Source organism: Pseudomonas sp. CMR5c, assembly GCF_003850545.1.
GTDB lineage: Bacteria > Pseudomonadota > Gammaproteobacteria > Pseudomonadales > Pseudomonadaceae > Aquipseudomonas > Aquipseudomonas piscis.
This window is the reverse complement of sequence record NZ_CP027705.1, coordinates 4,238,190-4,252,233: the sequence shown is the minus strand read 5'-3', so window position 1 is coordinate 4,252,233 and position 14,044 is coordinate 4,238,190. Positions and strand designations below refer to the sequence as shown.

The 14,044-nt window shown below is 65.8% G+C and carries 11 protein-coding genes; 6 read left to right on the top strand and 5 right to left on the bottom strand.

Annotated features, from left to right (window positions below; all coding sequences use genetic code 11):
• Positions 1 to 125: 125 nt before the first annotated feature.
• The 3 genes from C4K40_RS19415 (at position 126) to C4K40_RS19405 (ending at position 3,424) form a co-directional block, all read left to right on the top strand.
• Entirely contained in the window at positions 126 to 392 is a 267-nt protein-coding gene (locus C4K40_RS19415) for a DUF1652 domain-containing protein (RefSeq protein ID WP_022639430.1), read from the top strand.
• A gap of 100 nt (positions 393 to 492) precedes the next feature.
• Positions 493 to 3,054: an excinuclease ABC subunit UvrA gene (locus C4K40_RS19410; RefSeq protein ID WP_053131205.1), complete on the top strand. Its 2,562-nt coding sequence runs from the start codon at positions 493 to 495 to the stop codon at positions 3,052 to 3,054.
• Between the two features lie 136 nt (positions 3,055 to 3,190).
• A complete protein-coding gene (locus tag C4K40_RS19405; RefSeq protein WP_022639428.1) occupies positions 3,191 to 3,424 on the top strand; it encodes a DUF465 domain-containing protein in 234 nt (77 codons plus the stop codon).
• Between the two features lie 195 nt (positions 3,425 to 3,619).
• Here the strand turns inward: C4K40_RS19405 and C4K40_RS19400 are convergent, their stop codons facing one another.
• Positions 3,620 to 4,723 carry an SMP-30/gluconolactonase/LRE family protein gene (locus tag C4K40_RS19400; protein WP_022639427.1) on the bottom strand — a complete coding sequence of 368 codons (1,104 nt, stop codon included), beginning with the start codon at positions 4,721 to 4,723 and terminating at the stop codon, positions 3,620 to 3,622.
• A 25-nt stretch (positions 4,724 to 4,748) separates the two neighbouring features.
• Entirely contained in the window at positions 4,749 to 5,924 is a 1,176-nt protein-coding gene (locus C4K40_RS19395) for an SRPBCC family protein (RefSeq protein WP_022639426.1), read from the bottom strand.
• Positions 5,925 to 6,012: 88 nt separating this feature from the next.
• On the opposite strand from C4K40_RS19395, the gene C4K40_RS19390 reads away from it, so the two are divergent.
• Together C4K40_RS19390 and C4K40_RS19385 are read left to right on the top strand one after the other, a co-directional pair.
• Complete coding sequence (locus C4K40_RS19390; protein ID WP_053131202.1) at positions 6,013 to 6,933, top strand: LysR family transcriptional regulator; 921 nt, start codon at positions 6,013 to 6,015, stop codon at positions 6,931 to 6,933.
• A 129-nt stretch (positions 6,934 to 7,062) separates the two neighbouring features.
• Positions 7,063 to 8,310, top strand: coding sequence for an EAL domain-containing protein (locus C4K40_RS19385; protein WP_083456896.1), 1,248 nt, complete (start codon positions 7,063 to 7,065; stop codon positions 8,308 to 8,310).
• Here C4K40_RS19385 and C4K40_RS19380 read toward each other — a convergent pair.
• Both C4K40_RS19380 and C4K40_RS19375 read right to left on the bottom strand, forming a co-directional pair.
• A complete protein-coding gene (locus C4K40_RS19380; RefSeq protein WP_053131198.1) occupies positions 8,297 to 8,764 on the bottom strand; it encodes a hypothetical protein in 468 nt (155 codons plus the stop codon). The two genes, C4K40_RS19385 and C4K40_RS19380, sit on opposite strands and share 14 nt — an antisense overlap.
• A gap of 163 nt (positions 8,765 to 8,927) precedes the next feature.
• Positions 8,928 to 9,206 (bottom strand): hypothetical protein, encoded by a 279-nt coding sequence (locus tag C4K40_RS19375; RefSeq protein ID WP_172681622.1) that lies wholly within the window; start codon positions 9,204 to 9,206, stop codon positions 8,928 to 8,930.
• Positions 9,207 to 9,368: 162 nt separating this feature from the next.
• Here C4K40_RS19375 and C4K40_RS19370 point away from each other — a divergent pair, with 162 nt between their 5' ends.
• Positions 9,369 to 12,002 carry a glucosidase gene (locus C4K40_RS19370; RefSeq protein WP_053131192.1) on the top strand — a complete coding sequence of 878 codons (2,634 nt, stop codon included), beginning with the start codon at positions 9,369 to 9,371 and terminating at the stop codon, positions 12,000 to 12,002.
• Between the two features lie 47 nt (positions 12,003 to 12,049).
• Here C4K40_RS19370 and C4K40_RS19365 read toward each other — a convergent pair whose 3' ends face one another.
• A complete protein-coding gene (locus tag C4K40_RS19365; RefSeq protein WP_053131189.1) occupies positions 12,050 to 13,768 on the bottom strand; it encodes a hydrogenase maturation protein in 1,719 nt (572 codons plus the stop codon).
• Between the last annotated feature and the right edge of the window lie 276 nt (positions 13,769 to 14,044).

Genomic DNA, 14,044 nt, shown 5'->3' with positions numbered 1-14,044 from the left:
CGAATTGAATGAACTTGTACTATTTGGCCGATGACCAAGGACAGGGGCACCGACCGCCTGATCCCACAACAACAATGCTTGTCTTGCGCGGTTTTTTCCTTTCAACCTCTTTGGATCCTCTGCCCGTGATCTCTACCCTCGAACTGCGCAGAATCATCGAAACCAGCTTCCTGCCCCTGCACTGCCAATGCACCATCGGCCATGACGGCGCCATGACCGTGCGCATCTGCGATCCGGCCTCTGGCCGCGTCGACCTGTTCGTGACCGGTATCTCCACTCGTTCCCTGACCAGCTCCCGGGCCATCTGCGAGCTGATCACCGAACTGCGCTACGACCTGCGGCACACCGGACTGGCGGCGGAGCAGGGCACCGGGCAACCGCTACGGCGCTGAGTAGCCGCTGGCCACCGGGCTTGCCCTGGGCCCTGGGGGATATGTGATGATCGGTGGTCGCGCTCCTCGCATTTCATGATTCCCCAGACAAGGCAGGTCCATGATTTCTTCGTCCGATCGTTCCGCTGATTCCCCGGACAGCACCGCAGCAACCCACAGTTCCGGGTTCGTGCGGGTGCGTGGCGCCCGCGAGCACAACCTGCGCAACGTCGACGTCGACATTCCCCGGGATGCGCTGGTGGTGTTCAGCGGCGTGTCCGGTTCGGGCAAGTCGTCCCTGGCGTTCTCGACCCTGTATGCCGAGGCCCAGCGACGCTATTTCGAATCGGTGGCGCCCTATGCGCGGCGTTTGATCGACCAGGTCGGGGTGCCGGACGTGGACCGCATCGACGGCCTGCCCCCGGCGGTAGCCCTGCAACAACAGCGCGGCAGCCCCAGTACGCGGTCCTCGGTGGGCAGCGTGACCACCTTGTCCAGCCTGGTACGCATGTTGTACTCCCGGGCCGGCAGCTACCCGCCCGGGCAAGCGATGCTGTATGCCGAGGACTTCTCGCCCAACACCCCCCAGGGCGCCTGCCCGCAATGCCATGGCCTGGGCCGGGTGTACGAGGTGGACGAGGCGAGCATGGTCCCCGACCCATCGCTGACCATCCGCCAGCGCGCGGTGGCTTCCTGGCCCCTGGCCTGGCAGGGGCAGAACCTGCGGGACATCCTGGTGACCCTGGGCTACGACGTGGACATTCCCTGGCGCGACCTGCCCAGGGAGCAGCGCGACTGGATCCTGTTCACCGAAGACACGCCGACGGTGCCGGTGTATGCCGGGCTCACCCCGGAGCAGACCCGCCAGGCCCTGGCGCGCCAGCAGGAGCCCAGCTACATGGGCACCTTCAGCGGCGCCCGGCGCTATGTGCTGCACACCTTCACCCATACCCAGAGCGCCTTGATGAAAAAGCGCGTGGCGCAGTTCATGCGCGGCAGCCAGTGCCCCTTGTGCGACGGCAAGCGGCTCAAGCGCGAGGCGCTCGCGGTGACTTTCGCCGGGCTGGATATCGGCGAGCTGGCGCGCATGCCGCTGCTGCAACTGGCCGAGGTGCTTGCGCCGGTGGCCGCCGGCACGCAGGTAGCGCAGGACGCTGTGCAGCTGTCGCCGGAGAAGCGCCTGGCGGCGCAGCGCATCGCCCAGGATCTGCTGGAACGGGTCGCCACCCTGGTGGACCTGGGGCTGGGCTACCTGGCGTTGGAGCGCAGCACGCCGACCCTGTCCCCCGGCGAGTTGCAGCGCTTGCGCCTGGCGACCCAGCTGGGCTCGCAGCTGTTCGGGGTGATCTATGTGCTGGACGAGCCCTCAGCGGGCCTGCATCCAGCGGATGCCGAGGCCCTGTTCGCAGCCTTGCAGCGCCTCAAGGCCGCGGGCAACTCATTGTTCGTGGTGGAGCACGACCTGCAGACCATGCGCCGGGCCGACTGGCTGGTGGATGTCGGGCCGGCGGCCGGCGAGCGCGGTGGCCAGGTGCTGTACAGCGGGCCACCGGCGGGGCTGGCGACCATCGAGGCCTCGCAAACCCGGCCCTACCTGTTCGCCGGGCAGGCCCCGGTGGTGCATACCCCGCGCCAGCCCCGGGACTGGTTGCGCCTGGCCGGCATCACCCGCAATAACCTCAAGGACCTGGACGTCGAGTTTCCCCTGGGCTGCTTCACCGCCGTGACCGGGGTTTCCGGTTCCGGCAAGTCGAGCCTGGTCAGCCAGGCGCTGCTGGAGCTGGTCGGCGCCCACCTGGGCAAGATGCCTGCCGCTGAGGAGGCCGCGCAGCTGGACCTGGAGGACGAGGTTCCCGTTGCCAGCGGCGGGCGGGTGGTGGCGGGCATGGAACGGGTCAAGCGCCTGGTACAGGTGGACCAGAAGCCCATCGGGCGTACTCCACGCTCCAACCTGGCGACCTACACCGGCTTGTTCGACCAGGTGCGCAAACTGTTCGCCGCTACCCCCGAGGCCCGGGCCCGGGGTTATGACGCCGGGCAGTTTTCCTTCAACGTCGCCAAGGGCCGTTGCCCGGCCTGCGAGGGCGAGGGTTTCGTCAGCGTCGAACTGCTGTTCATGCCCAGCGTCTTCGCGCCATGCCCGACCTGCCATGGCGCGCGTTATCACCCGCAGACCCTGGAAGTGACCTGGCAGGGCCTGAACATCGCCCAGGTCCTGCAATTGAACGTCGAGCAGGCCTTGCCGGTCTTCGCCGAGCAGCCGGCGATCCTGCGGGCCCTGCAGGTGCTGAGCGACATCGGCCTGGACTACTTGCGCCTGGGCCAGCCGGCCACCGAGCTGTCCGGTGGCGAGGCGCAGCGCATCAAGCTGGCCACCGAACTGCAACGCAATGCCCGTGGCGCCACCCTCTATGTGCTGGACGAGCCCACTACGGGCCTGCATCCCAGGGACGTGGACCGGCTGCTGGAGCAGTTGGACAAGCTGGTGGCCGCAGGACACAGCGTGGTGGTGGTCGAGCATGAAATGCGCGTGGTGGCGAGGGCCGACTGGGTCATCGATATCGGCCCGGGCGCGGGCGACCAGGGTGGTCGCCTGGTGGCCTGCGGCACTGCGCAGCAGGTGGCCAGGCAGGGTGAAAGCCGTACCGCGCCGTTCCTGGCGGCGGCCCTGGGCGGGAATTGATCCAGGGCAGCCGACGGCGACGAACGGTTACCGCTGGTCTGATTGGCGGTCGACAGACCCGGGGAGCCAAGGCCATGCTGATGGCTGGCAGGGGCGTGAGGACGCCCCTGCTGCCGATCAACCACGGAGGTGTTCCATGCCGGTGACCCACGATCTTTACCAGGACCTGAGCTGCAGCAAAGAAGACATTCAACAGCGTCGGGCCAAGGATCCCCACCTCAATGCACTGTTCGACAAGTACAACAGTATCGACGACCAGGTGCTCAAGGCCGAAGCAGCGGCCGCCGCAGACGATGAAGTAAGGAAGCTCAAGGAAAAACGCCTGCTGATCAAGGATGAGATCTCCCAGAAACTCACCGCCCGTTCCTGACCTCCCGCCCTTGGCGCCTGTGGTTCGACCACAGGCCGCCGATAACCGACCTCCATTTCCTTGTATCCCTGCGGCAACGGCGAGAGGGCCCCTGCCTGCAGCCGCCGAGCCTGCGGGGCCGGACCAAGGTCCGCAGAACCTTCAGCGACCCGCAATTCAGCGCGTCCGCCTGACCCCACGGGGCGGCCCCAGGCCTCAGTGTTCCAACGCTTGCTGCAATGGCAAGCGCGCCATGTGCCGGGCACTCAAGGAGCCCAGGTACAACGCATCGCCGTACTCGCGCACCGTGGTAATCGGCGAATAGTTGCCGCTGCTGCCATCCTGCAGGTTGGCGATCACCCGGCCCTGGGTGTCCAGGCCCAGCACGAAGCCGCGCTTTTCCACCGGCTTGGGCAATACCTGCATGGCCCGCACCAGCATCTTGCGCACGAAAGGGTAGGCGGCGGTGCCGTCCAGCAGGGCGTTGCGCGGCGCATACAGGGCTACCCAGAAACGATCACGGCCATTGAAGCTGAGGTTGTCCGGCAGCCCCGGCAGGTTATCGATGAACAGGTCGTGCCGGCCGGTCTTGTCGCCCTTGAGCCAGTAGCGGCTGATGCGGTAGGCGCCGGTCTCGTTGACCAGGACGAAGGCCTCGTCCGGGCCCAGGGCGATGCCATTGGCGAACTCCAGGCCGTCGAGCAGGACCTCGGTCCGGCCACTCTGGAAGTCGTAGCGCAACAGGCGGCCATCGCCACCGTGTTCGATCACCGCCTCGCCGTCGTGGCCATAACCCCAACGGCTGCTGGCGTCGCTGAAATAGGCGTAGCGACCGGCGGCATCCACCGCGACATCGTCGGTGAAGCCGAATTTCAGGCCATTGGCCGTGTCGCTCAAGACCTGGATCTGGCCCTGTCCGTCCAGGGCCAGCAGGCCCTTGATGGCGTCGGCGATGATCAGGCGGCCGTCCGGATGCCGGGCCAGGCCCAGGGGCCGGCCACCGGTATTGGCCAGTACCTTGAGGGCCGTGCCGTCGAGGCTGGTCTGGATCACCCGGCCATCATGCAGGCCGGTGAGCAACTGGTCGTTTTCCAGCAGTAGCGCCTCGGGGCCGGCGATATCCCGGGCACCGACCGCCTGCACGGCCTTGAGCTTCTGGTTCTCGGCGTAGGGGCCCTGGCTCATCGATGGCGCAGGCGAGGGCTGCCAGGCCACTGGCTGGACCTTGGTCGGCGCCAGCAGCAGGAAGGCCAGGATGGCGATTACCAGCAGCAGGATGATCCGGCCGAGGCCGAAGCGGCGAGGGGCGATCTGGTTCATGCAATGACTCCTGTCGGTGTGCGGTTCAGGACGGGCTGGCAGCCGGCGCGGCGGGCTGCGCTGCGATGGTTTGTTGGGCCATCTTGCACAATGCCTGCATCGAGGCCGCGGACTCCCGTTCTATCCGTCGTTTGAATAGCAACCGATTACCCAGGCGCATCAGCAGGTTGTCGAAGCCATATTCCAGGGTGCGCACGAAACGGGTGTGTCCGCCTGCCAGGGGCTGGCATTGGTAGGTGACCTGCAACCATAGACCATGATCGCCCCGGGCCGTGGCGCGCCAGCGCTGCCCCGGTAGGTACTCCTCGACCCGCCAGCTCAGGTGGCCGCTGCGCCCGCCGGCGTGGATGTCCTCCTCGAAGCCCTGGCCGCCGGCCAGGGGACCTGCGGCGCCCTCGACCCGCAGTGAGGAGGGATGCCATTGCGGCCAGCACCTTGGGCTGGCGGCATAGGCCAGGGTGCTGGCGCTGCTGCGGGGGATGTCGACCTGATGCTGCATGCGGGTCAGGGGTGTGGACCTGGGCACGCTGTGGGACTGTGCCGGGGTTTGCTCCGGCTGCCAGTACAAAGTGCCGAACAGCCAGTCCATCAAGGGCAGGACGATATTGAAGTTGCGTTCCTGCATCAGCTCGCGGCGGTGATGCAGTTCGTGCAGGCGCCGCATCTGGCGGATCCAGGGCAGGCGCGCCAGGGGATGGCCGGCCGGCAAGTGTTCGCAGGCATGGAAGATCTCGTAGGCCAGGTAGCCGATCAGCGTGCAGCTGGCGAACAAGGCCGCGACATTGGCGTTCCACAGGCGCAGCAGCCCCCACAGGGGCAGGGCGAACAGCAGGCTGTGGAGCACGATCAGCCAGGCCGGGAACAGGATCACCCGCCAATCCCGCAAGCCTTCGTAGGCCATCAGCCCCGGGGTGAAGAAACTGTGGTGATCGCCGGTATGCCGGGCGTAGAACAGGCGTCCCAGGCGCCGCTTGTGGTGCCCCAGCCAACGGTGCACCACATAGATGCACAGGTTGAAGAACAGCAGCGCCAGCGGTATCGCCAGCCATTCCAGCGGCTGTACCCGGTCCAGGGTGCTCCACAGCAGGCCGATGCACAACAGGCCGTAGGCCAGGACGAAGCCGCCGTGCAGCCATGGGTTGTAGCGCGGGCTGACTGCGGCCCGGTATTGCTGGCGAAAGTGCTGGGTGGTGTCGCGCATGGCACTGCTCCCGTTGTTGTTTTTATTGACTGCAGCCTAGCTCCGGGAGAATTATCCAGCCAATGGATAGTAGGAATGAGCATTATTCATGAAGCTGAATATCCAGCGCCTGGACCTCAACCTGCTGCGGGTGTTCGATGCCTTGATGCAGGAGCAGAACCTGTCCCGGGCCGCCTTGCGGCTCAATCTCAGCCAGCCGGCGGTGAGCAATGCCCTGGCGCGCCTGCGCCGGCACCTGGACGAGCCGTTGTTCGTCCGCACGGCCCGGGGCATGCAACCGACTTCCCGGGCCCAGGGCCTGCATGTGCTGGTGCGCCAGGCCCTGCATCTGCTGCAACAGGGCCTGGACCCGGCTGCCGAGTTCGATCCTGCGGCGGCCGACCAGTTGTTCACCCTGTCGATGAACGACTACGCCCAGGCTCGCCTGTTGCCGGCGCTATCGCGGCACTTGCAGGAGGTGGCGCCGCGGGTACGGCTGGCGGTGCGCAGCGACAGCGCCGACTCGCTGGCGGCCTGGCTCAGTGCGGGCATGCTCGACCTGGCGGTGGACTACCTGTATTTCGACAACCCGGACCTGTGCTACCAGCCATTGCTGGAGGAGCAGTTGGTGGTGATCGGTCGCGCCGGCCATCCGGCCTTCGTTCCCGAGCTGGACCTGGCGGCCTACCAGGGTTGCCAGCATGTGGCGATTCCCGATCGTGGCGGGCGTGGTTCGCCGCTGGAGATCGTGCTGGGCTCGGCGCGGGTCAGGCGCCAGGTGCAGCTGTTCGTACCCAACTACCTGAGCATCCCGCTGATCGTGGCGCAATCCGATCTTCTGGGCACGGTGCCACGGCACCTGGCGGAACATTTCGCCGCGCTGCTGCCGATCCGCATCGCCAGCTTGCCGTTGCTGGCAGCGCCGGTGCAGGTCAGCCTGATCTGGCACCGCCAGCAGCAACATGCGCCGGGGCTGCAATGGTTGCGTGGCGAGATCGGGGCTCTGGCGAGCCAGGGGCCTGGCAGCTAGCGTCGCCCTCTACGGGGCTTGCCTGTGTAGTCCAGGCCAGAGATTTTTCCTACCTCTATTCAGGATGTATCTTGAATTCAGCTCGAGGGCGCTTTGGCTAGCATGGGTTTTTACCCGGAGCCGCAGTCCATGAAGACCCTGAACGTATTGCTGTTGTGTTCGAACACCTTCAGGGCCCGGCGCTTTGCCCGGATACTCGACAGCGCCGCCTTCGTGCAGCTCCAGGTGGTCTGTAGCGACGACGATTGGACCTGCTTTCCCCCTTGTACGCAGGCCCCGGACCTGGTGGTCTGCGACTCCCTGCCAGCCACTAGGGCTATCCATTACCTACGTCGGCTCTGCGAGCACTACCCATTCTTCTCGATGGTCGCGAGCACTACCCTGGAGGCCTCGATCCGCTGGGGCCTGGCGAATTTCCTTGAGTATTCGGGCAAGCACGACCTGGGCAGTTTCGATGAGCCGGACGCCTCCCAGCTTGGCGAGTTGCTGCTCAAGGCCCTGGCTCTCAAGTCCAGGAGGGCCGGCCAGGACCACTGGCAGTTGGTGCCGCGCGAGCCGCTCACGCAAGAGCAGGCGCTGCTGGCCCTGGAGCAACGACAGATCGTGGCTTTTTTCCAGCCCCAGGTGTGCCTCAAGACCCAACGCATCACTGGGGCCGAGACCCTGGTGCGCTGGCTGCATCCGAGCCGGGGCGTGTTGGGGCCTGGTGTTTTTCTCGCTCTGTTCGAGCGACCCGAGCAACAGCTCCAGCTGTTCCATGACCTGTTGCAACAGGGCCTGGACTTGCAACGCCGGTTGCCGGCTGGTCAGGGGGCTGGGCTGGTGTTTTCCTACAATCTTGAGGCCAGCCAGTTACGCGAGCCAGGACTCGCCCCGCAGATTCTGCAGCGGATCGAGGCCGCCGCGGTGCCGGCCAGCCAGGTGACCCTGGAGATCACCGAGCGCGGGGCCCTGGTCCTGGATATGCAGAGCATCGAGAACATCAGCCTCCTGGTGAAAAGCGGGGTACGCCTGTCCCTCGATGACTTTGGCTGCGGGTATTCCTCGCTGACCCGCCTGGCGGACATTCCCTTCAGCCAGGTCAAGCTCGATGCAGGGCTCATCGGCAATGCCCTGGGGCCCAAGCAAAGCCTGATCATCGAGGCCGTGGTCAGGCTGGCCCGATCCCTCGAGCTGGAACTGGTGGCCGAAGGTGTCGAGACCCCGGGGCAGCGGGCACACTTGCGGCGCCTGGGGGTTGGCGCGGCCCAGGGCTACCTGTTCCACAAGCCCATGGATGGCGCCAGCCTGCTGCGCTTGCTGGGCACGGAGGATACGGCCCCTCGGGGATTGCACCAGGAGTCGCTAGGGCCAGGCGGCTTGCTCAAGGCGCCTTGAGCATCACATAGGCTTCGCCGCCACGCCGATCGTGCATCAACAGGAATACCTTGCCGTCGATGGTGAGCTTGGCGGGCAGGGTCTGTGCCACCGGCGTGCTGGAGAACTTGCCGGCAACGCTGAGGAATTGCCGGGTCAGGGAGCTGTCGTTCTGGCTCGGGGTGGTGACGGCGCATTCCTGGTTGGCCCGCACCTGGACCCCAAGGCTCTGGTCCTGGTTCATGCCCATCCTGGCGAACCCTGCGTCGTTCAACTCCCCGATACCATGCTCGCGAGCAGCGGTGGCGGCGCCGTTGAAGGACGGAGCGGATTTCAGGCAGATATCGCGAAAGGCCAGGATCCCGGCGGAGGTAACCGTGGGTTCGCTTTCGATTTCCCGGGTCACGCTGGTACAGGCGCCGAGCAGGCTGGCGGCGAGCGTGATGAGCAGGGCAGTGCGGGGCAGGGGGAGCATGGGTGATCCTTGGGCGGGCAAGCGGGTTTGTGTAGCAGCGTAGGCACGCGAGCCCCACAGATCAATGCCGAACTTCCCACCCGTAGCCGCTGTCGAGACTGCGCCCGGGCGCGTAGCGGCCGCAAGGTTGCGTGGGGCGGTGCATCGGGCCAGTCACTGGTGTTCAGTCGAAGCCGATGCTGGTGCTGTGGCGGGTCTCGCGGTCGTGCAACTGGTCGATATCGGTTTCGTAGGTGCATTGCCCGCTGCACTTGTATTCGTAGCTCACCGAAGGTTTGACCGACAGCTTGAGGCCTGGAACGGTCGGTTCCGGTGCCTGGGGCCGGGCGCTGGGAGCCGCCAGTGGCGGTTCGGGATACTTGAGGTCGAGCCCTTGGGACTGGGCCGGGACAGCCAGCGCCGCCAACAACAGTCCCGGGAAAAACGCTTTGCAACTGAACATCATCGATTTCGCACTGCCATAAAAGGGGTTGCCGATTATAACGAAGCAGGCGCCGGGCAATTAACCGCTTTGCTCCGGGCTCGAACATGAAGGATTTGTCACCGGCCCCGGGTGCGTCTGCTTCTACACTGCCATGGGTTCCCGTGGCCAAGGACATTCCCCATGCCGGCAAGATCCCCGAGCAGCATCCTCGACACCCCCGAAGGCCAGCGCCTGCACGGACCGGACGCCGAACACTGGCGTCAGTGGGGGCCTTACCTGAGCGAACGGCAATGGGGCACGGTCCGCGAGGACTACAGCGCCGACGGCGAAGCCTGGAAGTACTTCCCCCATGACCACGCCCGCAGCCGCGCCTATCGCTGGGGCGAGGATGGCCTGGCCGGGTTCTCCGACAAGGACCAGCACTGGTGCCTGGGGCTGGCGTTGTGGAACGAGCGTGACGGCATTCTCAAGGAACGCCTGTTCGGCCTGGACAATGCCGAGGGCAACCATGGCGAGGACGTCAAGGAGCTGTACTTCTACCTCGACGGCGTGCCCAGCCATGCCTACATGCGCATGCTCTACAAGTACCCCCAGGGTGCCTTTCCCTATGCCGACCTGGTGGCGGAAAACGCCCGCCGTGGCCTGGATGATGCAGAGTACGAAATCCTCGACACCGGGATCTTCGAGGACGACCGCTACTTCGATGTAACGGTGGAGTATGCCAAGCACACCGTAGACGACCTGTTGATGCGGGTCACGGTGCACAACCGCTACCACCAGCCGGCGCGCCTGCGGGTCTTGCCCCAGGTCTGGGCGCGCAATACCTGGAGCTGGGGTGGTGGCCAGCCCCGGCCGAGCTTGCGCCTGGAGGGTGAACGACTGCTGGCCCGGCATCCCAAGCTGCCCGAGCGTGAGGTCAGCGCCTGGGGAGCCGAGCCCTGCCAGTGGTTGTTCTGCCACAACCAGAGCAATTTCCAGCGGCTCGAGGGCCTGGCCTGCCCGGGGCCGTTCAAGGACGGGATCAACGATTACCTGGTGCACGGCCAAGCCACGGCGGTGACCTTCGACTCCGGCTCCAAGGCCGCCGCGCATTTCGCCCTGGAACTGGCCGGCGGCCAGAGCCGTAGCCTATACCTGCGCTTCGCCCCGGCGGGCAGCGGGCCGGTCAATGCCCGTCGCCTGTTCGAGCAGCGCCGCGCCGAGGCCGACCAGTTTTACGGGGCCTTGCAGCAGGGCATCACCGACGCCGATGCGCGCAATGTGCAGCGTCAGGCCCTGGCCGGGCTGCTGTGGTCCAAGCAGCTGTACTACTTCGACGTCAACCAGTGGCTCGACGGCGACCCCGGGCAACCGGCGCCGCCCGAATCGCACCAGCACTTGCGCAATAGCCATTGGCGACACCTGTCCAACTGCGACATCGTCAGCATGCCCGACACCTGGGAATACCCCTGGTACGCCTCCTGGGACCTGGGCTTCCAGGCGGTGGCGTTCGCCCTGATCGACCCGGGGTTCGCCAAGCAGCAACTGCTGTTGCTGGTCAAGGACCGCTTCATGCACCCCAATGGGCAGTTGCCGGCTTACGAATGGCGTTTCGACGACGCCAACCCGCCGGTGCATGCCTGGGCCTGCTGGCGGGTCTACCAGCAGGAGAAGGCCCTCACGGGCGAGGGCGACATGGACTTTCTCGAACGGGTCCTGCACAAGCTGCTGCTGAACTTCTCCTGGTGGGTCAATCGCAAGGACTCGGAGGGCCGCAACCTGTTCCAGGGTGGTTTTCTCGGCCTGGACAACATCGCCCTGTTCGATCGTTCCGCGCCCTTGCCGCCGGGGTACAGCCTGGACCAGGCCGACGGCACCGCCTGGGTCGCGGCCTATGCCCTGGACCTGATGCGCATCGCCCTGGAACTGGCCCGGCGCAACCCGGTATACGTGGATATCGCAGTGAAGTTCTTCGAGCATTTCCTGTACATCGCCGGGGCCATCAACCGGGTGGACGACAGCGCCGAGGGCCTGTGGGACGAACAGGACCAGTTCTTCTACGATGTGCTGCAACGTCCCGACGGCCGCAGCGAGCCGCTGCGCCTGCGCTCCATCGTCGGCCTGTTGCCGTTGTTCGCGGTGCAGGTGCTGGAACAGCACGAACATGAATGCCTGCCGGGGCTGGCCCAGCGCCTGCTGGGCTTTTTGCACCATCGGCCGGACCTGGCCAACCTGGTGTCGCGCTGGTACGAGCCGGGCAAGGGCAACCGCCTGCTGCTGGCCTTGCTGCGCGGGGAACGAACCAAGGATTTGCTCAAGCGCATGCTCGACGAGAACGAGTTCCTCTCGGAGTTCGGGATTCGTTCGCTGTCCAGGGTCTTCGAGCAGCCATTCGCCCTGCAGGTCGACGGCAAGCAGCTGTGCGCCCGTTACGAGCCGGCCGAGTCCGGTTCGCGCCTGTATGGCGGCAACTCCAATTGGCGCGGGCCGCTGTGGATGCCGATCAATTACTTGCTGATCGAATCCCTGCGCGAATTCCATCGCTACTACGACGTCAACTTCTCGGTGGAATATCCCCGGGGCTCGGGTTACCTGGCGTCACTGCAAGAAGTGGCCGACAGCCTGGGCCAGCGCCTGACCCGGTTGTTTATGCTGGACGAAGACGGGCGGCGGCCGTCCATGAGCGGCTACCCGCAGTTGCAGGCCGATGCCCGGGATCGTGACCTGGTGCTGTTCCATGAGTACTTTCATGGCGACAACGGACGCGGGCTGGGGGCCAGCCACCAGACCGGCTGGACCGCATTGGTGGCGCTGCTGTTGCAGCCGGGGGCCTGAAGTCGCCGCCCGGCAAGCCGGGCGACGGCTCAGGAGGGGAACGCGGTTCAACCCACCAGGGCGATGTCCTGGGGCTTGGCCCAGCTTTCTATCAGGCGCTCGGGGGTGCAGCAGGTCTTGCGCTTGTACACGAAATTGCGGCACTTCTCGGCGAAGCCCTTGCGGTTCTGCACCATGTCCATGTGCATTTCTTCCAGCTCGGCATTGCGGCAGTGCTGCATCAACTGCGGGTCGGCGTCGAGCTTGCGCTGGCGCAGGTGCTGATAGCGCGGGTCGCTGGGCACGGCGTTGGCCCGTTGCAGCAGCCACAGGCCGAACTCTTCGGGATCCCGTGGACCCACTTCCTGGACCATGCCCATCTGCAGGGCCTGGAGGGCGCTGATGGGCAGGCAGGCCTCGGTCAACTGGCGGGCCAGGGGCTGGCCCACGGCGCGGGGCAGGCTGTAGGTCCAGTATTCGGAACCGAACAGGCCCATGCTCTTGTAATGCGGGTTGTACACGGTATCGGCCCGGGCCAGGACCACATCGGCGGCCAGGGCCAGCATCAGCCCGCCGGCACCGGCATTGCCGGTCAGGCCGCTGACCACCAGCTGGCGGGCGGTGAGCAGCTCGCGGCAGACATCGTCGATGGCCTGGATATTGGCCCAGGCCTCCAGGCCCGGTTCATCTGCCGCCTGTATCACGTTCAGGTGCACGCCATTGCAGAATGCGCCACGGCCGCCGCGCACCAGCAACACCTGGGTGTCGCGGGCCTTGGCCCATTGCAGGGCGCTGACCAGGCGCTGGCATTGCTCGGTGCTCATGGCGCCGTTGTAGAACTCGAAGGTCAGCTCGCCGACCTTGCCGGATTCGCGATAACGGATCGGCTGGTAGGCCTCGGCGCTGAACGGCGTGCTGGCCACCGACCAGTCCAGTACCGGCACTGCGGCCAGGCGTTCGCCGAGCACATGGCGCGCCGGGCGCTTGAAGGTCTCTTCGCCGGGCTGGGGCTTGAGCCGCAGGGAGCCGATCCACAGGCTGCTGTCGCCGCAGGCCACCAGTATCGCGTCGTCGTGTACCGCCAGCAGTTCCCCCGGGGTACCGGTGCGCGGGTCCAGGTGCGCGTCGTACACGTAGTACTGGCCGCCGGCGAGGCTGGCCAGGACTCCGGGCTGGCCATCGGCGGCATCGATGCTGCGCTTGATGAACTGGGCGCAGTCATGCCAGCTGAAGGTGCGGTCCGCCTGCTTCATGTTCGGTTGCAGGCGGCCGAGCACCGAGGGCTTGTCGTAGTCCAGTGGTTCGGGGGTGTAGCCGTTGCGGAACTTTTCCACCACATCGCGGATGCAGTGGATCGCCGCATCGCTGACCGGACCGTTGTACAGCTCGGACTTGCGCATCCCGGCCGGCAGGTTGAATTCGTGGGTGGCCCAGATCGGCCCGGCGTCCATTTCTTCCACCGCCTGCAGGGCAGTGACGCCCCAGCGCTTGAGTTCCTTGCTGATGGCCCAGTCCAGGGCGCTGGCACCCCGATCGCCGACGATGCCCGGGTGGATGATCACCACCGGCCGCTTGGGGTTGCTCCACAGCTGCTGCGGCACCCGGTCCTTGAGGAAGGGGCAGATCACCAGGTCGGCGCCGGCGTCCTCGACCTGCCGGCAGACTTCCTCTTCGCTGGTGAACAACACGACGCTGGGACGATGCCCGGCCTGGCGCAAGTCGAGCCAGGCGCGTTGAGTGAGGCCATTGAAAGCGGTGGACAGCAGGATGATCTTCAGTGATCGCATGACAAGACTCTTCCTTGAGTGATGGGGCTGGCGGCTCCCGATGAGCCGTCCGTGGCCGTGATGGAGGCGCAAGAGTAGGGGGGCACAGGCAACCACCTGCTGACCGAGATCAATCAAGCGGCACCCAGGGTGCAGAGGCCGCTGGATGGTTTATGTTTTTTAGTTATCTTCAGAGAATTTTTAATTACTTCAAAACAGGGTCGACGCTGTTGCACAGTCGCTGCCTCAATCCGGGACCGGGACTGGCCCGGCGCAATCATCGGTGTGCCAGGCGCT

Excerpts from the sequence above, each read along its gene's own strand:
- C4K40_RS19370 (WP_053131192.1), top strand. The coding sequence starts at position 9,369 with ATGCCGGCAAGATCCCCGAGCAGCATCCTCGACACCCCCGAAGGCCAG.
- C4K40_RS19385 (WP_083456896.1), top strand. The coding sequence starts at position 7,063 with ATGAAGACCCTGAACGTATTGCTGTTGTGTTCGAACACCTTCAGGGCC.
- C4K40_RS19380 (WP_053131198.1), bottom strand. The coding sequence starts at position 8,764 with ATGCTCCCCCTGCCCCGCACTGCCCTGCTCATCACGCTCGCCGCCAGC.
- C4K40_RS19365 (WP_053131189.1), bottom strand. The coding sequence starts at position 13,768 with ATGCGATCACTGAAGATCATCCTGCTGTCCACCGCTTTCAATGGCCTC.
- C4K40_RS19405 (WP_022639428.1), top strand. The coding sequence starts at position 3,191 with ATGCCGGTGACCCACGATCTTTACCAGGACCTGAGCTGCAGCAAAGAA.
- C4K40_RS19400 (WP_022639427.1), bottom strand. The coding sequence starts at position 4,723 with ATGAACCAGATCGCCCCTCGCCGCTTCGGCCTCGGCCGGATCATCCTG.
- C4K40_RS19390 (WP_053131202.1), top strand. The coding sequence starts at position 6,013 with ATGAAGCTGAATATCCAGCGCCTGGACCTCAACCTGCTGCGGGTGTTC.
- C4K40_RS19410 (WP_053131205.1), top strand. The coding sequence starts at position 493 with ATGATTTCTTCGTCCGATCGTTCCGCTGATTCCCCGGACAGCACCGCA.
- C4K40_RS19375 (WP_172681622.1), bottom strand. The coding sequence starts at position 9,206 with ATGTTCAGTTGCAAAGCGTTTTTCCCGGGACTGTTGTTGGCGGCGCTG.
- C4K40_RS19395 (WP_022639426.1), bottom strand. The coding sequence starts at position 5,924 with ATGCGCGACACCACCCAGCACTTTCGCCAGCAATACCGGGCCGCAGTC.